The organism is Ignavibacteriales bacterium (assembly GCA_026390595.1).
GTDB lineage: Bacteria > Bacteroidota > Ignavibacteria > UBA10030 > UBA10030 > UBA9647.
Window position 1 is genome coordinate 174,680 of sequence record JAPLFQ010000023.1, and the last position, 26,724, is coordinate 201,403.

At 55.3% G+C, this 26,724-nt stretch carries 24 protein-coding genes and 1 pseudogene; 5 read left to right on the top strand and 20 right to left on the bottom strand.

Annotated elements, in window-relative coordinates:
* Window positions 1–24: 24 nt before the first annotated feature.
* From NTU47_12975 to NTU47_13045, 15 genes and pseudogenes are all read right to left on the bottom strand, one after another.
* Window positions 25–435 (bottom strand): CoA-binding protein, encoded by a 411-nt coding sequence (locus tag NTU47_12975; protein ID MCX6134720.1) that lies wholly within the window; start codon window positions 433–435, stop codon window positions 25–27.
* Window positions 436–454: 19 nt separating this feature from the next.
* Window positions 455–3,361, bottom strand: coding sequence for an aminomethyl-transferring glycine dehydrogenase (gene gcvP / locus NTU47_12980; GenBank protein ID MCX6134721.1), 2,907 nt, complete (start codon window positions 3,359–3,361; stop codon window positions 455–457).
* Complete coding sequence (rnc, locus tag NTU47_12985; GenBank protein ID MCX6134722.1) at window positions 3,358–4,182, bottom strand: ribonuclease III; 825 nt, start codon at window positions 4,180–4,182, stop codon at window positions 3,358–3,360. Before rnc ends, gcvP begins: the two co-directional genes overlap by 4 nt.
* A gap of 33 nt (window positions 4,183–4,215) precedes the next feature.
* On the bottom strand, window positions 4,216–5,475 hold the full coding sequence (fabF, locus tag NTU47_12990) for a beta-ketoacyl-ACP synthase II (protein ID MCX6134723.1): 1,260 nt from the start codon (window positions 5,473–5,475) through the stop codon (window positions 4,216–4,218).
* 101 nt (window positions 5,476–5,576) lie between these two features.
* Window positions 5,577–5,813 (bottom strand): acyl carrier protein, encoded by a 237-nt coding sequence (locus NTU47_12995; protein ID MCX6134724.1) that lies wholly within the window; start codon window positions 5,811–5,813, stop codon window positions 5,577–5,579.
* Between the two features lie 50 nt (window positions 5,814–5,863).
* On the bottom strand, window positions 5,864–6,610 hold the full coding sequence (gene fabG, locus NTU47_13000) for a 3-oxoacyl-[acyl-carrier-protein] reductase (GenBank protein MCX6134725.1): 747 nt from the start codon (window positions 6,608–6,610) through the stop codon (window positions 5,864–5,866).
* A 29-nt stretch (window positions 6,611–6,639) separates the two neighbouring features.
* On the bottom strand, window positions 6,640–7,578 hold the full coding sequence (gene fabD / locus NTU47_13005; protein ID MCX6134726.1) for an ACP S-malonyltransferase: 939 nt from the start codon (window positions 7,576–7,578) through the stop codon (window positions 6,640–6,642).
* Complete coding sequence (locus NTU47_13010; GenBank protein MCX6134727.1) at window positions 7,562–8,566, bottom strand: ketoacyl-ACP synthase III; 1,005 nt, start codon at window positions 8,564–8,566, stop codon at window positions 7,562–7,564. Before NTU47_13010 ends, fabD begins: the two co-directional genes overlap by 17 nt.
* Window positions 8,567–8,574: 8 nt before the next feature.
* Window positions 8,575–9,606, bottom strand: coding sequence for a phosphate acyltransferase PlsX (plsX, locus tag NTU47_13015; protein ID MCX6134728.1), 1,032 nt, complete (start codon window positions 9,604–9,606; stop codon window positions 8,575–8,577).
* A 195-nt stretch (window positions 9,607–9,801) separates the two neighbouring features.
* Window positions 9,802–9,927 (bottom strand): annotated as a pseudogene (gene rpmF / locus NTU47_13020) (50S ribosomal protein L32).
* Between the two features lie 36 nt (window positions 9,928–9,963).
* Window positions 9,964–10,464 carry a DUF177 domain-containing protein gene (locus tag NTU47_13025; GenBank protein ID MCX6134729.1) on the bottom strand — a complete coding sequence of 167 codons (501 nt, stop codon included), beginning with the start codon at window positions 10,462–10,464 and terminating at the stop codon, window positions 9,964–9,966.
* Window positions 10,465–10,702: 238 nt separating this feature from the next.
* Window positions 10,703–10,993, bottom strand: coding sequence for a DUF3276 family protein (locus NTU47_13030; protein ID MCX6134730.1), 291 nt, complete (start codon window positions 10,991–10,993; stop codon window positions 10,703–10,705).
* A 222-nt stretch (window positions 10,994–11,215) separates the two neighbouring features.
* On the bottom strand, window positions 11,216–13,501 hold the full coding sequence (locus NTU47_13035) for a hypothetical protein (GenBank protein MCX6134731.1): 2,286 nt from the start codon (window positions 13,499–13,501) through the stop codon (window positions 11,216–11,218).
* Window positions 13,502–13,579: 78 nt separating this feature from the next.
* A complete protein-coding gene (locus NTU47_13040) occupies window positions 13,580–14,461 on the bottom strand; it encodes a PHP domain-containing protein (protein MCX6134732.1) in 882 nt (293 codons plus the stop codon).
* 110 nt (window positions 14,462–14,571) lie between these two features.
* A complete protein-coding gene (locus NTU47_13045) occupies window positions 14,572–15,318 on the bottom strand; it encodes a Crp/Fnr family transcriptional regulator (GenBank protein MCX6134733.1) in 747 nt (248 codons plus the stop codon).
* Between the two features lie 340 nt (window positions 15,319–15,658).
* Between NTU47_13045 and NTU47_13050 the strand changes: the two genes are divergently transcribed.
* Entirely contained in the window at window positions 15,659–15,814 is a 156-nt protein-coding gene (locus NTU47_13050) for a hypothetical protein (protein ID MCX6134734.1), read from the top strand.
* A 3-nt stretch (window positions 15,815–15,817) separates the two neighbouring features.
* On the opposite strand, the gene NTU47_13055 is transcribed toward NTU47_13050, so the two are convergent.
* From NTU47_13055 to NTU47_13065, 3 genes are read right to left on the bottom strand one after another with little or no spacing between them, the layout of a single operon-like run.
* The gene (locus NTU47_13055) at window positions 15,818–16,147 is read right to left on the bottom strand and encodes a hypothetical protein (protein ID MCX6134735.1); all 330 of its coding nucleotides are present in this window, start codon (window positions 16,145–16,147) and stop codon (window positions 15,818–15,820) included.
* Window positions 16,134–16,985: an alpha/beta fold hydrolase gene (locus tag NTU47_13060; GenBank protein ID MCX6134736.1), complete on the bottom strand. Its 852-nt coding sequence runs from the start codon at window positions 16,983–16,985 to the stop codon at window positions 16,134–16,136. The genes NTU47_13055 and NTU47_13060 overlap by 14 nt, the downstream gene beginning before the upstream one ends.
* Window position 16,986: 1 nt before the next feature.
* Entirely contained in the window at window positions 16,987–17,895 is a 909-nt protein-coding gene (locus tag NTU47_13065) for a hypothetical protein (protein MCX6134737.1), read from the bottom strand.
* A 146-nt stretch (window positions 17,896–18,041) separates the two neighbouring features.
* Here NTU47_13065 and NTU47_13070 point away from each other — a divergent pair, with 146 nt between their 5' ends.
* Entirely contained in the window at window positions 18,042–18,980 is a 939-nt protein-coding gene (locus NTU47_13070; protein ID MCX6134738.1) for a histone deacetylase, read from the top strand.
* A 40-nt stretch (window positions 18,981–19,020) separates the two neighbouring features.
* Here NTU47_13070 and NTU47_13075 read toward each other — a convergent pair whose 3' ends face one another.
* Together NTU47_13075 and NTU47_13080 are read right to left on the bottom strand one after the other, a co-directional pair.
* On the bottom strand, window positions 19,021–19,563 hold the full coding sequence (locus NTU47_13075; GenBank protein MCX6134739.1) for a macro domain-containing protein: 543 nt from the start codon (window positions 19,561–19,563) through the stop codon (window positions 19,021–19,023).
* Window positions 19,564–19,643: 80 nt separating this feature from the next.
* On the bottom strand, window positions 19,644–21,272 hold the full coding sequence (locus NTU47_13080) for an ATP-binding protein (protein ID MCX6134740.1): 1,629 nt from the start codon (window positions 21,270–21,272) through the stop codon (window positions 19,644–19,646).
* A 349-nt stretch (window positions 21,273–21,621) separates the two neighbouring features.
* Here NTU47_13080 and NTU47_13085 point away from each other — a divergent pair, with 349 nt between their 5' ends.
* The 3 genes from NTU47_13085 (at window position 21,622) to priA (ending at window position 26,715) form a co-directional block, all read left to right on the top strand.
* On the top strand, window positions 21,622–22,905 hold the full coding sequence (locus NTU47_13085; protein ID MCX6134741.1) for a 3-deoxy-D-manno-octulosonic acid transferase: 1,284 nt from the start codon (window positions 21,622–21,624) through the stop codon (window positions 22,903–22,905).
* A 41-nt stretch (window positions 22,906–22,946) separates the two neighbouring features.
* Window positions 22,947–24,113 (top strand): nickel pincer cofactor biosynthesis protein LarC, encoded by a 1,167-nt coding sequence (gene larC / locus NTU47_13090; protein MCX6134742.1) that lies wholly within the window; start codon window positions 22,947–22,949, stop codon window positions 24,111–24,113.
* Window positions 24,114–24,174: 61 nt separating this feature from the next.
* Window positions 24,175–26,715, top strand: coding sequence for a primosomal protein N' (gene priA, locus NTU47_13095; GenBank protein MCX6134743.1), 2,541 nt, complete (start codon window positions 24,175–24,177; stop codon window positions 26,713–26,715).
* Window positions 26,716–26,724 lie beyond the last annotated feature (9 nt).

Here is a 26,724-nt window from a genome sequence, read left to right on the forward strand (position 1 = left end):
GGTTTTTCATCGGGACTTTTCCGCTCACCTGATCAACCGGCGGTGTTCAACGGCTATGCATCGGTCCATGATCACGTTCAACCCTGCATCCCCGGCACGCCGCGCTGCTTCCTCATTGACCACGTCGTACTGCATCCACACCGTCGTTGCACCGATCGCGATTGCCTCGTCGATGACAGGAAGAACTTCCTCAGGCTTACGGAATATGTTGACGATGTCAATCTTCATGTGCGTGGACGTAAGATCGGGGTGGCATTTCATGCCCAGGACATCACTGTATGCGGGATTCACAGGAAGAACGGCATACCCCCGCCCCGCCAGAAACTGGGCGATACTCCCGCTGTCGCGCCACGGCTTGGGCGAGGCACCGACCACCGCGATCGTCTTCGCTGTGCGGAGGATACTCTCAATCGTGCCGTCATCGTCAATCAGCATCTCGCCCTCGTACGCTTTGCTACTCTCCGGCCTCAGCATACTCCTGAATCGGCGGACATGAACAGATGATGTTCCGGTCCCCGTATGTGTTGTTGATACGTCCCACTGCAGGCCAGAATTTCCGTCCCACGAGATACGACAGGGGGAATGCAGCTTTCGTCCTCGGGTACGCATGCGTCCACTGATCCGAGACAACAACCGCCGCCGTGTGGGGGGCATTCTTCAAAACGTTGTCAGAACGGTCCGCGTTCCCGTCAATGACCTCCTGGATTTCCTTCCTGATCGAAATCAACGCCTCGGCAAACCGGTCGAGTTCTGCTTTTGACTCGCTCTCCGTCGGCTCGATCATCAGAGTATCGTGCACAGGGAAGGAAACGGTCGGAGCGTGGAACCCGTAGTCCATGAGTCTCTTGGCGATGTCTTCGACTTCGACGCCCGCCTGCTCTTTGAACTGCTTCATATTCAGAATGAATTCGTGTCCTACACGCCCATTCTTCCCCTGGTACAACACCGCATAGTGTTCCTGCAACCGCGCTTTCAGATAATTGGCGTTGAGAATCGCGAACTTCGTGGCGGCTGTCACTCCCTTGGGCCCGAGCATCTTGATGTATGCATAGGAAATGAGCAGAATGCTCGGACTTCCCCACGGGGCGGAAGAAACGGCATGGATTGCTTTCGATCCTCCGACCTTCACAACGGGATGACCCGGCAGGAACGGAGCGAGGTGCTGCGCAACGCAGATGGGTCCCATCCCCGGTCCGCCGCCGCCGTGCGGAATGCCAAATGTCTTGTGAAGATTGATGTGACACACATCCGCTCCGATGACGCCCGGACTTGTGAGTCCAACCTGCGCATTGAGGTTTGCGCCGTCCATATAGACCTGCCCACCGTTCTCGTGTACGATGGCGCAGATTTGTTTGATCTCCTCCTCGAAAACGCCATGCGTCGACGGGTAGGTCACGAGCAGCGCTCCGAGCGATTCCTTGTGAGCAGTCGCTTTCGCACGAAGATCTCCGAGATCGATATTCCCCTGATCATCGCAGCCGACAACCACAACCTTGAATCCGGCCATCACCGCGCTCGCCGGGTTTGTGCCATGAGCGGACGACGGGATAAGAGCTACATTCCGATGTCCCTGGCCGCGGTCCTGATGAAACGCCCTGATAACCATCAAGCCGCTGAATTCCCCCTGCGCCCCCGAATTGGGCTGCAGAGACGCTGCAGCAAGCCCCGTCATAGTGCACAGGTCCTTCTCCAGATCGGAGAAAACCTGCCGGTACCCTTCTGCCTGTTCGATCGGGGCAAATGGATGGAGTTGGGCGAACTCAGGCCAGCTGACCGGCATGAGCTCCGTTGCCGCGTTCAGCTTCATCGTGCACGATCCAAGCGGAATCATCGAGTATGCGAGCGAGAGATCCCGATTCTCGAGACCCTTGATGTACCGCATCATCTCGGTTTCAGAATGGTAGCTGTTGAACACAGGGTGCTGCAGATAGGGGCTCTTGCGTTTGAACGGGTCCGCCAGATCCACCACCATGGAACCGTACTTCTGCTTCACATTCAGCGGTTGGGGATTGACACCCTTCGCCTGCGCGAAGATCCCGAGAACCGATTCGATGTCCCTGTCGTTCGTTGTCTCGTCGATTGAAATTCCGATGTGCAGTGGATCGATCACCCGGAAATTATAGCCGGCCTTCACCGCCTCCTGATGCACCTTCGTGGCCGTCACAGCGTCCGGCGCTGCAAACTTGAGCGTGTCGAAATACTCCTCATTGAGCTGGGCAAATCCCAGGGTTTGAAGTTCCTGCTCGAGGACTTCGGCATACGCCCTGATGCGCGTGGCAATTCTCCGGATTCCCTCGGGCCCGTGATAGACAGCGTACATTCCCGCCATGATGGCCAGAAGCGCCTGGGCAGTACAAATGTTCGAAGTCGCTTTCTCTCGTCGGATGTGCTGCTCTCGTGTCTGGAGTGTCATGCGATACGCCCTGTTATTCTGCGCATCGACGGAGACACCGATGATTCTTCCCGGCATGGTCCGGATATACTCGTTCTTCGTGGCGAAGAAACCTGCGTGCGGGCCGCCATAACCCAACGGCACCCCAAACCGCTGCGAATTCCCGACCACCACATCGGCACCGCATTCTCCCGGGGGCGTGAGCAGGGCAAGGCTCATGAGATCGGAGGCGACAACGACCAGTACGCCCGAGGCGTGAGCGGCCTGGATGAACTCCCTGTAATCATATGCGGCCCCGTCTTGTGTGGGGTATTGCACGATGGCGGCGAAGTACGACGCATCAAGTGCCGCTTTCCGGAAATCTCCGACGACCACCTCGATACCGACAGCAGATGCGCGCGTCTTGATGACGGCAAGTGTCTGTGCGAAGCACTCGTCCGACACAAAGAATTTACACGCGGGAGAACCATTGGTCTTCTTGTTGACGATGCCAAAGAGCATGGCCATCGCTTCCGCGGCGGCAGTTCCCTCGTCGAGCAACGAGGCGTTCGCCACTTCCATACCCGTCATGTCCATCACCATCGACTGGAAATTCAGGAGCGCTTCCAGCCTCCCCTGGGAGATTTCGGGTTGGTACGGAGTATACTGTGTGTACCATCCCGCATTTTCAAAAATGTTCCGCTGAATGACTGCCGGCGTGATGCATCCGTAGTATCCCTGGCCCAGATAGGATTTCAGGACTTTGTTCTTCCGCGCCAGAGTCCGAAGAGTATCGATGAAGGCGAATTCACTGACGGGGGCTGCAATGCCGGGTTCGGAGGTCAGCCGGATGGTTTGCGGAATCGTCTCGTCAATCAGTTGGTCGAGGGAACCGGTTCCGATCGTCCGAAGCATCGATTCGACATCCGCATCCCGCGGCCCGATATGACGTGAAACAAAATCTGCGTCATCAAAAAGTAGCTGTTTCATAATCGGGTTTCAGTTATTACTGGTTGAGTGTTGTTGATATGTTCCAGTCCCTGGGCGGCTGCCGCCTGCTCTGCGTCTTTTTTGCTGCGGCCAATTCCGACGCCGAGGCTCTCCGACCCCAGGAATACTTCCACCGTAAAGCGGCGGTCGTGATCCGGGCCATCCTCTTTCACGACAGCATAACGAGGCACACCCATGGAACGCCCCTGGGCATATTCCAGGAGGGCGCTCTTGTAGTTGTCGTCCGTCAACGCCGAGCTCAGAATCCCGGTGTGGGACAGGAGCACGCCCAACACAAACGTCCGGGCGGCGTTCAGTCCCCCGTCAAGATACAGTGCGCCGATGACTGCCTCAAACGCGTCGGCAAGTATGGAATCCGAACCACTGTCGACTGATTGAAGCGCACTGGAGCTGAGCAGCATGTAATCGGAGAGATGAAGTTCCTTTGCCCGAAGGGCCAGGGCTTTCCGGTTGACGAGACGGGATCGGATTTTCGTCAGGTCGCCCTCTTCCAACGAAGGATAGCGGCAGTAGAGGTAATCCGCCACGAGTGAATTCAGGATTGCATCCCCGAGAAACTCCAGCCTTTCGTTCGATTGTACGTTCTGTCCGAGATATTGCAGATAGGATCGATGCAGGAGGGATTCATAGAAAACAGCCCAATTCTTCGGGTGATACCCGATGAGCTGTTCAAATCGTGCCGAGTCGAACTTCCTCTCTCTGAACGCCGAGGCTAGTGTGTCTGCGTTCGGTCCGGGGTGAGGGGTACGACTTCCACGGGGGAGAAACCAGCGAAACAGATTTCCGAGTGCCTTAAGCACACAAGACTCCAACTCATCCGCCACCTCACGACGCTAAGCCTGGTACTTCTTGAAGAGTAACGAAGCGTTGTGACCGCCAAACCCGAAGGTGTTGCTGATCGCGACATTGATGGACCAGTCCCGGGCAACATTCGGGATGTAGTTCAGGTCACATTCGGGGTCGGGGGTCTCGTAGTTGATTGTCGGATGGACTCTACTTTCACAAATAGACATGATTGTCGCAATAGCTTCGACGGCTCCGGCGGCACCGAGGAGGTGCCCGATCAACGACTTGGTCGAGTTTATCGCCATCGAACGGGCGCGCTCACCGAACACAGTCTTGATCGCTGCTGTTTCATTCTTGTCGCCGACCGGCGTCGACGTGCCATGCGTGTTGATGTAGTCAACTTCGTCCGGACTCACGCCTGCATCCCGGATCGCCTGCCTCATCGATCGGACAGCCCCTTCACCACCGGGGGCCGGCTCCGTGATGTGATGTGCATCGGCTGTGAACCCAATGCCTCCCAGTTCCGCGTAGATTTTTGCTCCGCGTTGAACGGCGCGGCCAAGCTCCTCCAGCACAAGAATCCCGGATCCCTCCCCCATCACAAAACCGTCACGGTTGAGATCGAACGGACGGCTGGCCTTCTCCGGGGCATCATTGCGTACCGAGAGAGCCTTCATCGCGTTGAATCCGCCTATACCCATTGGGCAGATCGTGCCCTCAGCGCCTCCCGTGACCATCATGTCTGCATCACCCCGCTGAATGAGGATGAACGCATCGCCGATCGCATGCGAGGATGTCGCACAAGCCGATGTCGTCGCATAGTTCGGTCCCTTGAGCCCATACCGCATCGAGATTCGTCCCGGAGCGATATCGGAGATCATCATGGGAATGAAGAACGGACTGATTCTATGCGGTCCCTTGGTCTCAAACAAGGTCTCCATCGCCTTCTGGTAGGTCCACATCCCCCCGATGCCGGATCCGACAACCACACCGATCCTCTCACGATCTTCGGTCTCAAGCTTCAGACCCGAATCGTTGAGAGCTGCCTCAGCAGCGTACAGGGCGAATTGCGTGAACAGATCCGTTCGCTGAGCGAGCTTCCGATCCATGTACTTCATCGGATCGAATCCCTTCACTTCACATGCGAACTTTGTATCGTAGTTCGACGCGTCGAAGTACGTGATCGGACCGGCACCGCTCTTGCCTGCCAGAAGATTCTTCCAGAGTTCTTCCACAGAGAGACCGAGGGGCGTGATCGCTCCCATACCGGTAACGACGACTCTTCGCTTTGGGTCTGTAAACGCCATGGTTGTCTACCTTCGTTTCGGAGGAGCGCAGGACAGCCTGCTCAACACGACGCGCGGACACGTGCCCGCCGCCTGCAGAGCACTACAATAGTTAAGAGTGCTTATACTACTTTGGCCTTGAGATAGCTGACCGCGTCGCCGACGGTGGAGATTTTCTCCGCATCTTCGTCCGGGATCTGAACATTGAACGCTTTCTCAAATTCCATCACAAGCTCGACTGTATCGAGAGAATCCGCTCCGAGATCGTTCGTGAAGGACGCCTCGAGGGTAATCTGCGCCTCGTCAACGCCGAGCTTGGAGACGATGATTTCTTTTACCTTCTTCTCGACATCTGCCATGGGAGTACTCCTTTCAGAAAATGATATATGATGAAGTGGTCTGAAGTATGTTACATTACAAGTCCGCCATCGACGCACAACACCTGCCCGGTCATGTAGCTCGCTGCAGGTGATGCAAGAAATGTCACGACACTCGCTATTTCCTCGGGCTTGGCCGTCCGTTTCATCGGAACCATGGCGAGGAGCGCTTCCTTCTGCTGCGGCGTCAACTTCTCGGTCATGTCCGTATCAACAAAACCGGGCGCAACGGCATTGACCTGAATGTTGCGAGAAGCCAGCTCTTTAGCAAGGGTTTTTGTCAGCCCCAGAAGCCCCGCTTTCGAGGCGGAATAGTTCGTCTGCCCGGGATTTCCGATCACGCCCGCGATGGAGCTGATGTTGATGATTTTCCCCTCGCGCTGGCCCATCATTTGGCGGCATGCCGCCTTGCAGAAGTTGAACGCACCCTTCAAATTGGTATCGATCACCTCGTCCCAATCCTGCTCGCTCATGCGCATCAGCAACGTGTCTTTTGTAACCCCGGCATTGTTGACCAGGATATCCAAACGCTGAAATTCCTTTACGATGGCTTCAATAACCTTTTGTGCATCATCGAAGCTCTTGACGTCAGACTGGTAGCCGACACCCTTTCTACCCTTTGCCTCAATTTCCTTCACCACAGATTCCGCCGCGGCACCAGCGCTCCGGTATGTGAAGGCAACGTGCGCCCCTTCCTCCGCCAGCATGAGGGCTATTGCTTTTCCGATCCCTCGGGATCCGCCGGTCACCAGCGCCACCTTGTCCTGAAGTCTTTTCATAGGTTCTATTCTACTAATAATTCCACCGTCTATCCAGCGATATCGGCGACCTTCTCGACACCGATCGTCGCGGCAGCCGGCACGATGCGTTTTACGAGCCCCTGCAACACCTTGCCCGGACCGATTTCAACAAAGGTTGAAGCCCCATCCGCTGCCATGTTTTTCACTGTTTCTTCCCACCGAACCGGGCTCGTCAGCTGTTCATTGAGCAATTGCCGGATCTCATCCGCCTTCCGCACGGGCTTCGCCGTGACATTGGCATACACAGGGATTGCAGCGTCACGAATTGCCGTTTTCTCGAGAGCTGACCACAGTCCCCCTTTCGCAGATTCCATGAGTGGCGAGTGAAAAGCCCCGCTCACCGGGAGTTCCTTGACCAGCTTCGCGCCGCGCGCTTTGGCGAGCTCCATCGCCTTGCGCACTCCCGGCACTGATCCGGAAATCACTATCTGGCCGGGGGAATTGAAATTCGCCGCCTGGACAATACCCGCTTCCCAGGCCGAGCAACAGACCGCGCCGACAACATCCGGCTCCAAACCTACAACCGCCGCCATAGTTCCAGGTTGTTCCACCCCCGCTTGCTGCATCAACTCACCGCGGAGTCTGACAAGCCGTAAGGCATCTTCAAATGTCAATGCTCCCGCGTAGACAAGAGCTGAGTATTCACCAAGAGAATGACCGGCTGCCATCGCCCCCTGCGTTCGTCGCAAGAGACGGGCGACAACCATGCTGTGAAGAAAAATTGCAGGCTGCGTGTTCTTCGTCTGTCTGAGTTCTTCCTCCGGTCCTTCAAAACAGATTCTCGTCAACGGAAAACCGAGTATCGCATCGGCCTGGTCGAAGAGCGACTTCGCCTCGCCGTTCTGCTCGTACAGGTCTTTTCCCATTCCTACATACTGAGAACCCTGACCCGGAAACAAGAATGCTGTCACGCCCATGAGGACATTCTGATTATCGTGGGTTCTCAAGTGACCACTTCACAAGCACCGCCCCCCAGGTGTAACCGGCACCAAAACTCGCGAGTACGATATTCTGTCCTCTCTTCAATCTCCCGTCAAGCCACCACTCTGAGATGCAGAGCGGAATTGTCGCGGCTGTCGTATTGCCGTACCGATCGATGTTGATCATCACTTTTTCACGCGAGAGTCCCATCCGGTCAGCGGTGGCGTCGATGATCCTGAGGTTTGCCTGGTGAGGCACGAGCCACGCTACGTCGCTGCCGACGAGATTGTTCCGCTGCATGATCTCTGCGGAAACATCTGCCATGCCTCTGACGGCCGCCTTGAATACCGCTTTGCCGTCCTGGTAAATGTAGTGCATTCGCTGATCGATGGACTCGTGCGTCGGCGGGTTGAGGCTTCCGCCCCCTTTCATATACAGAAAGGCCCCTCCCGATCCGTCGGAATACATACGGCTGTCGAGCACACCTAACTCAGGCTCATCTGACGGCTCGAGGAGCACGGCTCCTCCGGCATCTCCAAACAGAATGCACGTGTTGCGGTCGGTGTAGTCAATGATGCTGCTCATTTTGTCAGCCCCGACAATGAGGACCTTCGACGCTGAGCCGTTTTCAATGAACTGACAACCTGTGACCAGTGCATACAGAAAACCCGAGCATGCCCCGGAGAGATCGAACCCCCAGGCGTTGCTTGCGCCGATCTTGTCCTGGACTATGCACGCTGTCGAGGGAAAGAACATGTCCGGCGTCACCGTGGCAACAATGATGACATCAATTTCGGTTGCCTCGATCTTCCGGTGCGTCAGCAGGTTTTGAATTGCCCCGACGGCGAGATCCGACGTCGCTCCGTGTTCAAGGATGCGCCGTTCCGAGATCCCCGTACGCGTGCGGATCCATTCGTCATTTGTATCCACCATCTTCTCGAGCTCGGCGTTGGTCAGAACCTTCGGAGGTGCATAGTGACCAACAGCCGTTATCGTTGCCCGTCGTTTCATCATGAAAACCCTTATTGTGCAGGTGTTGCTGGCTTCGGCGCCATTGCCATCGCTTCTTCGATGTACGTATTGAGGTGAGTCTGAGCGACTTCCGCCGCCTTGAAAAGCATGTTCTTGATAGCCTTCGGGCTCGAACTCCCGTGACCGATCAGCGAGACGCCGTTGACGCCGAGCACCGGAATGCCGCCGAACTCCTCATAGTCCATGTCCTTGAGCGAGGCCCGTAGCGAACCGCGTGCAGCGCCGATGAGAAGTGTACGAATCAGATTGCCGGACGCGTACTGCTTCAACTTGCTCTTCAGGAATCCGGGAACACTCTCACCAAACTTGAGAACAACATTGCCCACGAACCCATCGCAGACCACCACGTCTGCTTTTCCCCTGAGAATATCCCGTCCTTCCACGTTTCCGATGAAGTTCAGGCTGCTTCGTTCGAGAAGGGCATACGCCTCCTGCACCACTTCAGTCCCCTTGCTCTTTTCCTCGCCCACGTTCAACAACGCCACGGTCGGGTTGTTGTACTTGAAGACGCGGCTGGCGTACAAGCTCCCCATCACTCCGAATTCATACAGCTGTTGCGCCCGGCAGTCGACGTTTGTGCCGGCATCAACGAGGAGACATACACCGTGTTCGGTAGGAAAGAACGCAGCGATGGTAGGCCGGCTGATCCCCTTGATACGTCCCAGTATGAGCGTCGAGGCAGAAAGAACCGCCCCGGTGTTCCCCACGCTCGCGAATGCTTCCGCGTGTCCGTCCTTGTGGAGCTGCATACCTACAGCGAGAGAGGAATTCTTCTTCTGTTTCAGGGCCGCGGTCGGTCCATCGTCCATCGTGATCACTTCATCTGCATTCACGACCGACCACGCGAGTCCATCCGCCTTGTGGCGCTGAAGCTCCGCGCGAATCTGCGGTTCCCTGCCGACGAGGATGACTTCAAATTCATCCCTTTTCTGGCGGAGAGCTTCGATCGCGCCGGCAACTTCATTCGCGGGCGCGAAATCCCCTCCCATTGCATCCAGTACAATTCTCGGTCGTTGAGCCAATGGTGTCGTGCTCTTTGTGCAGTGAACGGTTTCAGTGCTTCCTGGTCGCGGGGCTGATCCTCGGTACACAACCTCCTACAGAGGCAAAATCCCGCCTCGTCGATGACGCGGCGGGATGATCAGCTCTTCTCCTGTAACTTAGGATTCTTTCGGTATGATAATCGAACGACCATCGTAAAAGCCGCAGTTCGGTCATGCCCTGTGCTGCAGCTTCTGCTCATGGCAGTTGGGGCATTCCGCTGTTGCAGGCACGGTTGCCTTGTAATGTGTGCGGCGTTTACGCCCGCGGGTCTTTGAGTGGCGTCGTTTTGGATTTGGCATTGATGGAACCTCTGACTAAGAAGAGACGTGTATTTTCTAGTTCTTTATTTTCTGAAGCCCGGACCATGGCGAGTCGATGTCGTCATTCCGACACTCGCACGCAGCCCGGTTGAGATTTGTGCCGCAGGTGGGGCACAAACCGGCACATTCATCACGGCAGAGCACTTTTTGCGGAAGTGCGAGCACTGCGTATTGCCTCACATCTTCCCCCAGATCAACGTAGTTCGTGTCAGGCGTGATGACTTGCACTTCCTCATTGTCACTCTCTGCACCGCTCGAATCCATCACGAACAAAACCTTGAATCCGGATGAAATTTCGTGTTCGAACTCCTCGAGGCAGCGATCACAGGTGAAAACACCCCCGGTTTTGAATTCCGTGCGGATGTAGAGCTGACGGCTCGTCTTTTCAAGCGTCGATTCAACGATCACTTCTTTAGAGAATCGTGAATCCAGACCAAGTTCCTCAGGCGTAGCCTGAAGAGACCGTTGGTGAGCGCCTTCCGGGAGTTTCGAAATGTTGATTCTCAGTACGCTCACCGCTTCCCCCATCTCCGGCATCACATAGGCACAGAACAAAGTGGCCGGATTTCGAAAATATTCAAGTTTTCGAAGGATTTGGACCGTTTTTCGCAAAAAAGCGGTAAAAATATAACCAGAAGGTGCCCCATAGTCAAGCGAAAACTGGGAACCCTCTGTTGGTCAGCAAGAGAACAAAAAAGCCCTTGCACGGCGCGCAACAGGGCTTTCTTGTCTATCAAATAGAAATGCGTACCAATTATTCCTGCTTCTCTGCAACAAGCTCGCCATTTCCCGGTTCGGCAAGCACGAGCAGCTTACCCTGGACGTAATCGACCGTTTCATCCAATGCGTCACTGAATTTCTCGAAATCTTCTTTATAGAGGAAAATCTTGTGTTTCTCGTACTCCTCTTCCCCCACGCGCTTGCTCTCGGTAATGGTGATGTAGAAATCCTTCTCAGATTTCGTGGACTTCACATCAAAGAAATACGTCCGCTTGCCGGCCCGCACCCGTTTCGTGAAGATTTCGTCTTTATACGTGTTTTCCAAGGTCGTACTACCTCCCTTCAAAAGAACTGCTGTTAGAGTATGGTATCCGCAGACTCAAGTTCGAATTGCGAATTACGAGCTTCCTACCTTCGCCATTCGGATTTCTCCGCGTGATGGTCAATCTCACTTTCCGAATTCTGCTTCTCCTCCCCAACCGCCCATCCTACCTTCAGTGCTGCAGGACAGCAGGGTTGCATCAACACACCCACATCCTCCTTTGAATCACCTCCTCACAACCGCTACCTTCGCGGTACCTGATTGATTTCCATTATCTGAAAATGCCACGACGAAATAAATGCCGCTGGGGACAACCTTCCCCTCCGTGTCACGACCATCCCAAAACGCTCTTCCGCCCCCCTGCGCCTTGAACTGCGACATAAGCTCGCCGTTTGTCGACAGGATCTTGATAGATGTTTCCGCCGAAAGACCTTTGATGGTCAGCCTCGATGTGGAAGGAACAACATACGGATTTGGACCGACTTCGAGCGTGGATATCGTTCTCTGCGCCTGCACCGAGGCAATTTCAAGACTCGAAAGCCCCTTGACGGTCCCGAAATACATGATGCCCCGCTTCTGGTCGTACGCGATAGATCGGATGTCATCATCCACGAGCTTGCCGTTCGTCGACAGGAGTGTGTATTGTCCGAGAACAGCCGTCGCGTCTGAATTCACGACAATAACACCCTCTTTGGTCCCAACCCATTTGTTGTTCACCGCATCAACCGCAATGGCCTGAATAGACTGACCGCGGAGCGGGATACGCTGGAGAATGCTTCCCCGGGGGTTGAGGGGATCGGCGACAATCACCATGCCCAGGTCTGTTCCGACACAGACATCACCGTTGAGATCCAACGCGAGGGAGAGCACAATACTGCTCGGCAGACCATCCGAACTGGTCACCCATCCCCAGCCGCCCAACGCCCGTGTGCCGGTTACCGATGAGTCTTCGTTGAAATAGTACAGTCCGTTCGCCGGTTTGTCGCTCGGTTCTGAGTTTGCAAACCACTTCGTATTGTTTCGGTCGATGAGAATGTTTGTGAACTTTCCATCCGAAGGAGACGTTCGATAGAGGGCCGAGTTGTTTCCCTTTAGTTGGACGAGATGGTTACCGTTGACCGCAGTCCGATCGACGAGCCAGGTGTCTCCCTGTGAATCGACCCCCACGCCTCCGATCACAACATAGGTCGGAGCAGCCGGCACAGATCCAGCAAGCGGGGGTGTGGAAGAATTATCGAGATGCCGCCGGATGGTGTCATTCGCAACCTCCACAAGTCCCCATCCCCACGAACTGACCCAGACTGAACTGTTGGCGCCGGGTGAGACTTTGTAGTAGTCATCGCTCTTCATCACGGGATCGGTTGCCATGGTGTAGTTCTTCCAGCGTGCGTTGTCCGGAAGGTACGGATCGTATCGATAGAAACCCTGGCCCCGCCCGCTGATGCCCGATGCCGCCCAGAGAACGCCTCGGTCATCGACGATCACGCTGCTGAACAGGTTGGAACGCGGAGCGTTCGGAACTTTGTATTCCCAGGCACCCGTCCATTTTGCCAGGCCACTGAGCGACGTTCCTACCCAAACAACTGATGTCAACGGCTGTGCAGCAAAAGCGTTTGCCTGCATACCGGTATTTGTCGCGATCGTCACGGCTGGCGCAGAAAAGCCCGCATACGAAATGAGCACAAATCTGGAGGCTTCATTGGCGAGCACAACGACATCATTCGTACGAACCAGAAGACCGGAAATGGCTTTTCCATTGAACGCGGGGACGGCGAGAAAACCGCTCCCGGTGAAAACAGCCAGGCCGTTGGATGTTCCGGCCACGATTGTATCGTGTATGCTCGTCACTGCGCTGCAGGAGCTGGACGGCAGGCCGTTGGCCGTACCATACGGCGTCCAGGATGTGGGAGATGAAAGGTTGGGGGCGCCAAGCGGTGCCGAGGAAATCCCAAGGTCTGTCGCAGCCCAGATACGGTTCTTGATGATTTTCACATCGTTGACACCCGATTGCGTTGCGAATCCGAGGTTCGCGTAGGTGTCCTTGAATTCTTTCCGCGACAATTGCAGAACAGTGATGCCAAAATCCGTCGCTATGAACAATGAGTCGCCACGCGCAAGGAGCGAACGGATTGCCTTTTGAACGCGATCGGACTCCTTGATCGCCGTGATCACTGTCCACTGGCCCGTCGCGGGGGTATACGCGTTGAGATACCCGTCCGATGAGCCAACCCAGACACGTCCGGTTCCATCCACTGTCACGGCAGTGAGATCATTGGAGCTCAGTCCTTCGGAGTTTGTGAACTTGGCAAAGAGGTTTGAGGAGGGGTTGAAAAGGAAGAGACCGCCTGATGTCGCAGCCCAGAGAGAATCTGTCGTGGAGGCGACAGCGCGGACTGTTTTCATATCGGTGAAATTCCGCCAGCGGCCCAGGTCAAGCGGAGCCTGTTGTCCTCTGAGCACCGCTGGGGCCGTCATCAACACAAAACACGCCAACACACCGTACCTATTCATGGATCGATTGTTCTCAGTCTGCGCTCGATCGGCCGACCGCGCTGCCTGTGGTCGACCCCCGCTTCGTCCGCCTGGTGGTCACGAGAAAAGCCTGCTCCGCATCGTTTCAACAACGTGCATCGGGACTGAATACACACCCAACGTATGATCATCATTCTTCTTGCCACCATGGAAATCGGATCCGCCGCTCTCCAGCAAAAAGTAATGATTGACCAGTCCCCTGTAGTATTCCCGCAGTTTTTCGTCATGGGCGGGATGGATAACCTCTATCCCATCGAGCCCATTCTTGATCAACTGCGCTAGATCCAATTCACTGGTGTGTTTGCCCGGATGCGCAAGAAAGGACAATCCGCCCGCCTTGTTGATCAGCTTGAACGCATCGGCGGGACTGAGTTGGTATTTCTTCTCGAAGGCGGGCCCACTGTTGCCGATGTATTTCTCAAAGGCTTCGTGGTACGCTCCGACAAATCCTCCATCAAGGAGGGCATTCGCGACATGAGGTCGGCCCACTGACCCGATTCCGGCTTGCTCCAACACAGCTTCCAGCTTCAACGGTACGTTGATCTTGTTCAGCTTCTGAACCATCCGCTCAGCGCGCTTCAATCGCTCACGTCGGAAGAAGATCAGATAATCCAGAAGATCCTGATTCCGGTGATCAATGAAATACGCGAGAACATGCACATCTTTCTCACCAAGAGAAACACTCAACTCAAGGCCGGAGATCACTTCCATGCCCAGGCTCTTTCCCCATTCGATACCTTCATCGAGAGCACCGATGTTGTCGTGATCGGTGATGGAGAGAACTTCGAGTCCTGCGCTATGGGCCCGTTGTATCAAATCAAAGGGTACGAGAGCGCCGTCCGAGTGTATTGTATGTGTGTGCAGATCTGCGCGGCCTGCTGAGGAAAAGGATGACGAAGGAACGTCTCCCTGGTTCCCAGACTCCACCTGCTGCGACATGAATTCTTACTTTGTAGGTTCAACATATGAGATTTCCAGCGGAAGCGCCCGAACACCTGCCAACCCGGAGCGGAGGGGTCCTCTGCGAAAAACCCAGAGTGACGGTGCTGTCAGAGATACTGCTTGCGAAACTCGTCGTAATCGTTGATCGTCAATTTATTCCCCTCCAGCTGCAAATGCCCCTCCCGAACAAATTGATGGAGCATACGAGAGACTGTCTCGCGTGAGGTCCCGGCCATATTTGCCATGTCCTGCTGAAGCGGCAACTCGTCGATCTCGACTTTTCCTTTGCGGAAAACGCCGATGTCATCCGCGAGCATGAGGATGACGTTTGCGACACGGCCGGAGGCATCTTTGAGTGAGAGGCTCTTGATCTGCGTATCCGCCTTGCGGAGGCGCGTCGTGAGCTCACCAAGGAGAGAGATAGCTACCTGAGGATGTTCATGTAACAACTTCAAGAAATCGCGGCGGTGAATCATGAACAACTCGGCCTTCGCCAGCGCAACCACACTCGCCGATCGCGCAAGGCCGTCGAGAAGTGACATTTCCCCGAAAAACTCGCCAGGGCCGAAAATGGAAAGGATAACCTCCCGACCATCTTCGTCTGTACGGACGATTTTGACTTTTCCCGATACTATGACAAAAAGTGCTGCCCCCATTTCCTTTTCGAGGACAACAATATTGCCCTTCTTGTATTTCTTCCGAAGGCCGAGCTTCTCAATCTTCTTCAGCTCGGGGTCTTCGAGATCAGCAAAAATGGGGACGTTTTGTAGGAAACTCAATGCCATAACCGGTTTTCGGGAGTTCGTTGTGTGCCGGGCTGCAGATGGCTGATTTAGGATGATGCGCTTCGCCACTCACCTCACCGCACGGCGCTAATATATCCGCATCTGTGCTGAAAGTCAAGGTTAAATCCTTAGCCCAGAATAGCTTAAGCAGGATAGGCGTCATACGACACTGTTTCATATATGGATTGCCATTGCCTGAAAGCCGATTCATGAAGTCATCAAACCGAGGAATGACAACATCGCTCCGGTCGTTCAATTCAGCACCCCATCTGTTTTGGGTTGTGTGACTGGACGTACAATCTTGACTCGTCTCTCTCCGCATCTTGAACAAAGACAGGGGTGAAACGAACCACTGTTTCTTATCGTCCCAGAGCTTCCAAGCACAGATTCAATGATTTGAGAGATTTCTATGAAAGGACTCGCACTGTTTACCGGTTTCCTGCTGCTGACCACCGCCGTCGCAGTTCCTCTCATCTGGAGGAACAAAACAGGATCTGCCCGCAAGGAGTTTGAAGATAATACCCGGTACGACATTGATGATTATGTGGCCGCAGAATGGCTGTAACTGTCAGGCAAGTTTCCCGACAACAAATCTGATGACGATGTTTGCATCATCGATTGGATTCAGGGATGGGGATTCAAATTGGGGCGACAGCCGGGTGTGCAGTCTCTCGGCCGCCAACCGGGCTTCTTCAGGGACAGAGAGATCAGCGGCAAAGCTCCTCAGTTGACCGATAAAATCCTGGCCATACTTCTTTTCGGGTATCCTTCGCTGAAGTTCGGCGAGAGCTATTCCCACCGCCCTGCGCGCTGACGTCCGCAGCCTTCCGGCATTACCGCTCCGTTTCGCAGCATCCGCACGCTGCAACTCCACATGGACTTGGTCAAGCCAGTTCATCGCTCTGCTCTCCCAGCATCGTTTCAAGAACGGAGACAAACTCCACCGGCCTCTCGAGCTGCGGAACATGCCCACAGCGGCCGATGAACTCAACCCGTGCGTGAGGGACGAATTTCGTGAGTACCTTGACGCTTTCCGGAGAGATCACGGTGTCCTGCCGTCCCCAGATGATGCTCACCGGCATCGTAAGCCGGGCAAGTTCTTCCACGAGAAAACCAGTGGTGTCAATCGAGTCAACAAGCTCGTTCATTCCGCGACGCCGCAGCTCACGGTAGATCGATCCGGCGAAGGGTTTGAAGTACCACGGATACCGGTACCAAAGGTTGTTCAGAAGATGCCGGGTGTCGCTGACTGAATTCAACGTGAACAGATCCCTTAGTCTTTCAACTCCGCGGTAGTACACTCCCGCAGTATCCACAAGCACAAGGTGACGCACACGTTCAGGATGGCGTGAGGCATACAGCGCGCTGACCCAGCCACCGAACGAATGCCCGACCAGGATGAACGGTGTTTCTTCGACGGCATCAAGTACATCCGTCAATGCTCCCACGTGCTCCTCCAGCGTGCAAAAACCACCGGCGCTCCTCACAGTCGAGAATCCAAAGCCTGGCAGATCCAGCGCCATGATGCGATAATCCCTCTTGAGAAGCGGCAGCGTCTTCAGCCACGTGCTCGAGGAGGTCCCCATTCCGTGAACCAAAATCAGGCTTGTCTCCGGGCCGGCGTGATCCCGAAGAAGATAATGAAGACGCCCGACGCGCGATTCGAGCGTGCAGCTCCGGAACCCGAGCGCACGGAACCTTCGACGAACGGCTGTATGGAGAAGATCGAGCAGCATTTCAGAATGGGAATTTGTGGTCGTACCAATACCGCGTCATCTCAAGCCAGAAGAAGAGTCCTCTCCATTTTCCGAGTGATGCGTACCGCTTTTCGATCGTCGCGTCCTTCACCTTCCGGCCGTTGGAATGAAGCTCGTAGTATTTGCCGCGTACCCAGGAATCCAGCCCGAGATAGTCATATCGTCCCAGAAGCTTCAGAATGTTTCCGGCGGCGTAATCCCCCATCCCTTTGACCGTCTTCACCTGTTCGAAAAGCTCGCTGGTTGTCAGTGTCGACGAGCGCCAGGATTCGACATCCATCGACCCGTCTGCAACTGCAGTCGCGAACTCAAGAAGGTACGGCGAGCGGTATCCTGAGCGGACCTCCTTGCGCAAGAACGCTTCCGAGACTCCTGCGACCGCTTGCGGGGTCGGGAATGCCGACATGCCATCGCCGGCGTTCTTTCCGAGCAAGGCCGTGAGATTTCCTACCATGACCTCGGTCAGCGACCAGCTGCAATTGGTCGTACAGATCATCTTCACGACATCTTCAAAGACTGTCGGAGAGCGAAGCATCCGCCCTGCACCGGCTTTCGGGATCCAGCGACAGCCCGGCTGGCGGGCTGCGATTCTGTAAAACTCGCTGAGATCTTCATTGAGGCGAAGACACGCGGCAAGCTGGATTCGAATTTCAGCTCTCTGCAATGCAGACAACGCCTTCTGGCTCCTGAGGACAACGCGGACTTCCCCGGCCCCCTCCCTAAGAACGCAGAGGACCGCAGTTCCGTCCTTCAGCTCAACCAGACGCGCCAGGGTGTTGTCTTCCTTGTTCACGTGAAATGGCGGAAGTGAACACCAGCCGTGGCTATAGACTGTGCGCCAGAAACTGAACAACGGAGGCACGGTGATCTGCATCCGACCTGTGATCATGGTGACCCCTTCATCGAAGAATTGCTGTTTTGAAATCAATATAAAGACACGAGCAGGGAAAAGCAAAAAACCCGCTTTTTCCCGGGATGCAACTAACGCGAAATGTTGGTAGATTCGTCGCATCTCTCTACGAACTGGGGAACGCCATGAGCAGCCTCGGACTCATTTATCATCCCGACTACCTGAAACACGTCACCGGCAGCGGCCACCCGGAACGATCCCAGCGGCTGGAAGTCCTCGTGCAGCATCTGCTGTCCACGCCGTTCTGGGGATCGATGACTCATCTCCGGCCCTCTCCCGCCCCCGCTGAATTCATCCACCTGGTTCATCCCGAACGACACACATCAATGGTCAAGATTCGGTGCCAGATGGGTGAGCATATCCTCGATGATGGCGACACTCATGTGTGCAAAGACTCGTATGATATCTCGGTCCTTGCGGCAGGCGGTGTCGTTCAGGCGATTGATGAAGTGGTTGCGGGCACGATGACGCGCGCTTTCTGTGCTGTGAGGCCTCCGGGTCATCACGCTGAGTCCTCGAAAGTCATGGGCTTTTGTTTGTTCAACAACGTCGCGATCGGCGCGCGCTACGCACAGAAGAAGTACGGCGTCGAACGAATCGCCATCGTCGATTGGGACGTCCATCATGGAAACGGAACTCAACAGATTTTTTACGACGACGACTCCGTTCTGTTCATCAGTCTTCATCAATTTCCATTCTATCCCGGTACGGGGGCAGCGAGCGAACGCGGCTCCGGCCGCGGTGAAGGCTTCACGCTGAACTGCCCGATGGGGGCGGGAAGCGTGGAAAAAGATTACCTCGACGCCTTCCAGGCACAAGTCCTCCCGGCGTTGCACCGATTCCAACCGCAGCTTCTTATGATCTCTGCCGGTTTCGACGCCCACACGGAGGACCCCATTGCGGGGATCAACCTGAAAGACGAATCCTATCGTCGGATGACGGAACTCCTGCTTGATATCAGCGGGAAGTATTGCGGGGGGAAAGTCGTTTCGGTGCTGGAAGGGGGCTACAACGTGGAGGCGCTCGCACGGAGCGTCGAGTGTCACCTCAAGGCAATGTTGTAGGACACACTGATACGGTGAGGTCTCGGGGATGGTGACCGCACTACGAATGACGGTGTAGAGTAAACCGGTTCTTCAGTTCCTTCTCAAAAATCTCAAAGGCTTCTGCGTCAAACAGCACAAAGCGGACTTCGCGAACAACGGCGGTGCGGATCATGAAGTCAAGTGCCTCACCGATCATCAGGCTCGCGCAACGGTAGAGAGAAAAGCCGCCAACACCTGTGCCAAGTGCAGGAAGTGAGACTGAGGTCAATCCCTCTTGTTCGGCGACTACAAAACTGCTGCGGGTGGCATTCCGGATAAGGTCAATATCCGTGTGAAGGTCCTGACCCATCACGGCAGCGTGAATGACCCGCTTTGCCTTCAATGTCCCTGCTGAGGTCGAGACGGCCGAACCAATCTCGACAGGCCCACGCGCCATCGCTTCCTGTTCAATGACCACGCCCCCCTTCCGCTTGATAGCTCCTGCCACACCGGCACCCATCCAGAGGTGATTGTTCGCCGCATTGACGATTGCGTCAGTGTCCTGATCAGCGATGTCGCCGCGGAGTACCGTAATCTCGCCCTTGCCGACGTGGATTTTCATGGTGGAGAAAAGGAAATGCGCCTGGGGATGTGGCGTGCGCCACGGTCACTCACACACGGATGCAAACAACTGAAGGGGAATCAGACAGGAAGGAGAATCCGGATTGTAGTGCCTTTGCCCATTTCGCTATCGATCTCGATTTTGCCCTGATGATCATCGATGACCTTTTTGACGATCGACATGCCGAGACCGGTGCCATGTTTCTTGCCATAGGTCATGAAGGGCTCGAAGATTCGCTTCCTGACTTCTTCCGGCATGCCGGTGCCTGAGTCTTTGAATTCGATCTTCACATAGCCGTTGCTTGGTGCCGTCGAGACGGTGAGCGCTCCACCCTGCGGCATCGCATCGCGCGCGTTGCTCGCCAGGTTGTAGAACACCCTGACCATCTTGTCCTGATCCATTTTGATTTGACCCTGGAATTGCGTATCGCGCACGAGCTGCACGTTGTTCTTGCTGAGGTCCTTCTCGATAAAATCGAGCACAGCCCCCATCGTCTCCCCGAAATCCAGTTCCTGGATGTTCGTCGAACTGACGCCGCGTGTGAAATCCAGGATTTCCTGCGTCATGTTTACGAACCGGTCGACCTGATGGATCATCTCGTCTGCGAGCTTCGCTGCTTCATCGTTCCCCGACTTCTTTTTCATCACCTGAGCATAGACGCGCAGGGTTCCCATCGGGTTCTTGATGTCATGGATAATGGTGCTGGCCATACGTCCGACAGCCGACAACCGTTCGTTGGCGACCATTTCCTGCGCGAGGCGGGCATTCTCGATGGCGACCGACGCGTGCGCCGAGAATGCATCGATGAAGTGCTCATCGTCAGGTGTGAACGGACCATCATCCTTGTTCAGCAGCTGGAACACACCGATGATGGTGCCATCCTTGTTCTTCATCGGCATGCAGAGAATATTGCGGGTGTGGTACCCCGAGCGTTTGTCAACGTCCGCGTTGAAGCGTGGATCGCTGTACGCATCGGGAATATTGATCGTCTCTCCGAGCTGCGCCACTGCCCCGGCGATTCCCTTGCCGATCGGCAGACGGATCTCGATCATATTTTCTCCGCCGAAGACCTTGGACCACAACTCCTGCTTGATGGAATCGACGAGATAGACGGTTCCTCGGTCTGCATCAGTGCTTTTGACCGCGGCATCGAGAATCAGACCGAGCAGCTTGTCGAGATCGAGCGTAGAGTTCACACTCTTGCTGGCCTCGATCAGCTTGGAGAGCTTCTCCAGCTGCAGAACCGTATGGGAGCGTTCGGTCTCGAGCTGGCGGACGATGTTGTCGTTCGCCTGACGCAGACGAATCGTAAACTCCTTCAGGACATTGCGTGCAATGATCGGATTGTGCGAAAGCAGATCATCGAATTGAAGAGCGGTGAGAACGTAGACAACGGTAGGTTCGAGGCAGGTCGCACGGGCCGACCGGCCGCGTTCATCAACCACACCAAACTCGCCGACGATGTTGCCTTGACCGAGAATATTGAGCGTGGTCTCTTCGCCGTATGAGGTGAAGCGGGAAATCTTGATCCTCCCCTTGCCCACAACGCAGACATGGTCGACTGTAGAATCAATATCGATCAAGACCGACCCGGTCTCGTAGCTCTCGACTTTCAAGAGAGAGGCTATTGATTGCAGATCGACTTCGCTGAGTCCTTTAAAAATAGCAGATGCGTGCAGTGCATCCATCTGCGGACTTGGGGTGGGCATCCAGATTCTCCGACGATGACTCGTGCTGTGAATGCGAAAGTGAGTATACCAAGATTCGCGCACTTAGTCAAGGAATCACCTTTTCTTGATTTTGCTACAAATTCTGTCTACAATGACACGTGCGGCGAAAGAGTATCAGAACAGGCGGCAACTCTCTTCCGCCATGCTCAATTTCGACAACGGATCATTGTTCAAGTGCGCGCACAGCTCCAGATGAGTGCCTAGTGTCCAGGAAGGCCTCTGAGCCAGTGCTCTCCTCCATGAGCGGAGGCACGTAACTGAATTTTCATCAGGAGCTGCAGGCAATTCACCAACCTTCTTCCCCGCTCGCCCAGCAGTCGGTAGATCTATGCAACGTGTCTGGTTTCTCGTCTATAACACCATCGTCGTTCCAGGCTTCTGGGTTCTCCTTCAGATTGGAGCTCTTCTGAATGGAAAGATCCGCAGAGGACTTCGCGGACGCAAGGACCTCTTCGAGCACCTCGAACAGGAGGTGAAACTCCTCAAGAAGAACCGCCGCTTCTGGTTTCATTCGTCCTCTATGGGCGAGTTCGAACAGGCCAAGCCCATCATCGCCGAACTGCGAAAACGATACGATGACATTGACATCATCGTCAGCTTCTTTTCTCCTTCCGGATACGAACACTCGAGAAACTACAAACTGGCAGATCTCATCACCTACCTTCCTTTTGACAGCGCTGGAAATGCCCGGCGCTTTCTGGACCTTGTGCGGCCATCGATTGCGATCATGGTCCGGTATGACATTTGGCCAAACCACGTCTGGGAGCTGCGAAAACGCGGAGTGCCGATTGTCATTGCAAACGCAACGTTGCGGAAGAACTCATCACGGCACTATCCGATCCTCAAGAGTTTTCACCAAGATGTGTACAATCAGATCACATCCATCCTGACTGTTTCGCAGAGTGATGTCGACGCGTTTCAGAATTTCGGGCTCAAGCACCCTGAGGTGCACGCCATCGGCGAGACGCGGTACGACCAGGTCTGGCAGCGAAGTCTGGATGCCAAAACGAAACACCTGATTCCGGCCCCGATCCTGAGAAGAAAAAAAGTATTCGTCGTCGGGAGCAGCTGGGATGAGGACGAAGAGATCCTTCTCCCCGCATTTCGACGGATTGCCCAGCATGATTCGAATGCACTGATGATTCTTGTGCCACACGAGCCGACCCTTCCGACACTTGAACGTCTGGAGCTGTCGCTCAACTATACCTTGCGTGCCATCCGGTTTTCGGACCTGAATGACTATTCGAATGAGAATGTCATTTTGGTGGACAGCATCGGCATCCTGATGTCACTCTATCAATACGCTGATGTCGCCTACGTCGGCGGGAGCTTCCGTCAGGGCATCCACAATGTGCTTGAACCGGCGGTGTACGGAGTCCCCGTGCTCTACGGCCCCAAACATCAGAACTCGCAGGAGGCCGTGGAGCTCGCACGACGCGGCGGATCATTCGTCGTGACCACGGCCGAAGAATGCTACCTCGAGCTCCGAAGGCTCTTTAACGACAAGAAAGCGCGCGTGCGCGCCGGCGGCGAGTCACAGAAACTCGTGCAGGAGAATGTCGGGGCCACCCAACGGTTTATCGAATACATCGAAACCGCGCTGAAACACTAGCGGCACGATCGCATCGTTCACCACAGCACACAACGAGCAGCATGAGAATAGCATACTTCGACACCCTCGCTGGCATCAGCGGTGACATGACACTCGGTGCATTCCTGAGCGCAGGCGTGCCCCTCGATGTCTTGATCAATGAACTGAAGAAACTCAACGTCTCCGGCTACGAAGTATCTGCAGCGCACATCAAACGAAACGGGATCGGAGCGACAAAAGTCGACGTCGTGATCTCGGATGCTCCATCCTACCATCGCCATCTCTCCAACATCAACGCGATCATTGAGAACAGCAGCCTCAGCGCGACCGTACAGGGGTACGCCAAGAAAATATTCTATGAGGTCGCTGTCGCAGAAGCTGCCGTGCACAGTTCCACAGTCGAGAAAGTGCACTTTCATGAAGTGGGGGCAATTGATTCCATCGTCGATATCGTCGGTACCGCGATCTGCCTCGAACAGCTGGGCATCGAACGGGTGTACTCTTCACCCGTCAAAGTCGGCAGCGGCGGTGTCGTACACACCCAGCATGGCACGATGCCCGTGCCAACACCTGCAACGATGGAGATTCTCAAGGGCTACCCAATTGTCCTGAGCGAAATTCCCTTCGAGCTTACGACACCCACGGGCGCCGCAATCATCAAGGCCCTCTCCGCCGGCACCATGCCTTTCGAGCAGATTCGTATTCGTTCCATTGGGTACGGTGCCGGAACGCGCGAGCTGCAGGCGATTCCGAACCTGCTCCGACTGATCATCGGCGATATCGCAGACGAACGTGAACGCGACGAGGTGCTCTCGATCGAGACCAACATTGACGACATGAACCCGGAAATCCTCCCCTATGTCATCGAGAAACTGATGGGGGCAGGAGCGCTTGATGCTTTCCTGATTCCGATCGTCATGAAGAAAGGGCGATCAGCGCACCTGCTCTCTGTTCTTGCAGGCCGGGAGACGCTTGACGCGATGCTTGGAATTCTTTTCCAGGAGACATCGACGCTCGGCGTCCGCATTCAGCATGTCGAGAGAAGAAAGCTCCCTCGTTCGCAGCGACAGGTGCACACTTCGCTGGGTACGATGACCGTCAAGTCCGTCACCGTCGAAGGCCATGAGCGGCTGATACCGGAATTCGAGGAATGCAGGCGGATCGCGATTGAAAAGAACATCCCGTTGACTGAAGTCTACAAGATCCTCGAATTCGAAATCAGGAAATAACAGCTACACACGTCAATCATTCTCCGGGGGCGGCTCACACAGTCGCCCCCTGCGCTTTCTCATGACCCAGAAACTCGTCGACATAGCGCTGCCGGTCCCTCTCGACCGGACTTTCACGTACATGATCCCGCCTGAACTTGCTCCATCGGTTCAACTCGGGAGACGCGTACTTGTGCCGTTCGGCAGGAAGAAACTCTCCGGCATTGTTGTGGGGTTCCCCGAAAAGTCGCCGCTTCAGACCATCAAGCCGTTGATTGACGTCCTCGATGCCTCTCCGACGTTTTCCGAGGAAATGCTCAAGCTGACCCGATGGATCTCAGAATACTATCTTGCGTCCTGGGGCGACGTCCTCAAGGCGGCCTCTCCCCAGGGAACCGCGTCGGGAAGCACGCAATCAGTTCGGCTCGCCATGGGAAACGTAGCCGAGTTGATCGAAAAGACAAAACGCTCTGCGCGCGTACAACACGCGATCCTCCGGGCCCTCGCGGAATCAGGAACGCTCTCTCCCTCGCAGCTCCAGAAACGAACACGCACGAAGAACATCCAGGGGGTCCTGCAGGAAATGCAGAGTCGCGGCTGGATCCTCGTTGAGCAGCGTCTGCGGTCGACGGCAAAGCCAAAGATGGAAAGCGTTGCGCTCCTGTCAGAGGATGGGCACGCATTTCTTCAAGAGGCCGCACGTGGAGATCCTCCGCGCTTCAAGGTCACTGCAAAGCAACTCGGCATTCTTGCTGAACTCAAACAGCACCCAGAGGCAGTCTCCCTGCCTGGCCTTGTGCGCATGACGAGAGGATCGCTTTCCACGGTCAAGACACTGGAAAAGCGCGGCCTTGTTCGGGTCGAGCAGCGTGAGGTCCTTCGCGGAACATATGATGAGCCTCCCGAAGTCCCGCCGCAGCTGACGCTGAACGGTCACCAGGAACAGGCGTTGCGCACGATCGTCACCGCGCTCGGCATTGACGCACACCGGACTTTTCTCCTTTACGGGATCACCGGAAGCGGAAAGACCCAGGTGTACATCGAGGCAATGCGGGAGACTCTGCGGCACGGCAAGAACGCGATTGTGCTCGTTCCTGAAATCTCGCTCACGCCGCAAACCGTGCGGCGTTTCAAGTCACACTTCGGTGCGGACGTGGCAGTGATGCACAGTCAGATGTCCGTCGGCGAGCGGTACGATGCGTGGCGCCTCGCACATGAAGGGAGAATCAGGGTCGTGATCGGTCCGCGTTCGGCGATCTTTGCGCCGCTCAAGAACATCGGGCTGATCGTTGTCGACGAAGAGCATGAAGCCTCCTACAAGCAGTACGACTCAATGCCCCGGTATCATGCACGCGATGTCGCCATCGTCCGGGCGTCGATCAACAAGGCGGTTGTCGTGCTTGGCTCGGCAACGCCGTCTGCTGAAAGCTATCACAACGCGATCAGCGAAAAGTACGAACTCCTCTCACTTCCGGAACGGGTTGACAACGCTCAGCTACCGACGATCGAAATCGTCGATATGGCAAAAGAGCGTCAACGCAGGTACGAAGAATTCAAGAAGGAGCGGAAGGAAAAAGGAACGTGGACGACGAAACTGGGCCCTGCCCCATCCATTTCGCTCTTGTTGAAGGGCCAAATCGATGAACGCCTGAAGAAAGGCGAGGGAACAATTCTTCTGCAGAATCGCCGCGGGTTTTCCCATGTGGTGGAATGTTTTGAGTGCGGATTCGTGGAGCGATGCGACCATTGCGACGTAACGCTGACGTTTCACGCCACGAAGAAACATCTGCGCTGTCACTATTGCGGCTTTGTCAAAGCACCTCCCGCCGTCTGTCCAAAGTGCCATGGAACGGAAATCCGCCACCACGCGTTCGGAACTCAGCAGATTCACGAGGAGCTCGGCACGCTTTTCCCTGATGCGCGGGTGCTGCGGATGGATCTTGACACCACGGGCCGCAAAGGCGCTCACGATCGTTTGCTGACACAGTTCGGAAACGGCGAAGCCGACATTCTGCTCGGCACACAGATGGTCGCCAAGGGTCTGGATTTCCCTCGCGTGACACTTGTCGGCGTTATCTCGGCAGACACACAGATGCTCCTCCCGGACTTCCGATCCTCCGAACGAACGTTTCAGTTGCTCACCCAGGTCGCAGGACGCGCAGGACGAAGCAAATTGAGCGGCGAGGTCATCATTCAGACACTCCAGCCTTCCCACTACAGCCTGCGGTACGCAGCTGTTCATGATTTTGCCGGATTTCTCCGCGAGGAGCTCGCGTACAGGAAGGAACTCGACTATCCGCCGTTTTCACGTCTCGTGCTGATCGAGTTCAAGGGAGAACAGGAAGGCGAAGTCGCCCAGCAGGTAAAAAAAATCGCGGGGCTGCTTCAGGGAAAAGCGGGAGCACACTACACGGTCCTCGGACCTGCCGACGCGGCAATTCCAAAGATCAAAAACCAGTACCGCAAGCATATCGTCATCAAGAACTTCAAGTCGACTGATCCATCCGGATCATACCTTCGTGCCGTACTGCTTCACGCGCGCGAATTCCACAACACATCACCGCTCGGAAAGAACCGAAAGGTTCACATGACCATCGATGTGGATCCGCAGGGAATGATGTAACGCGGGGGA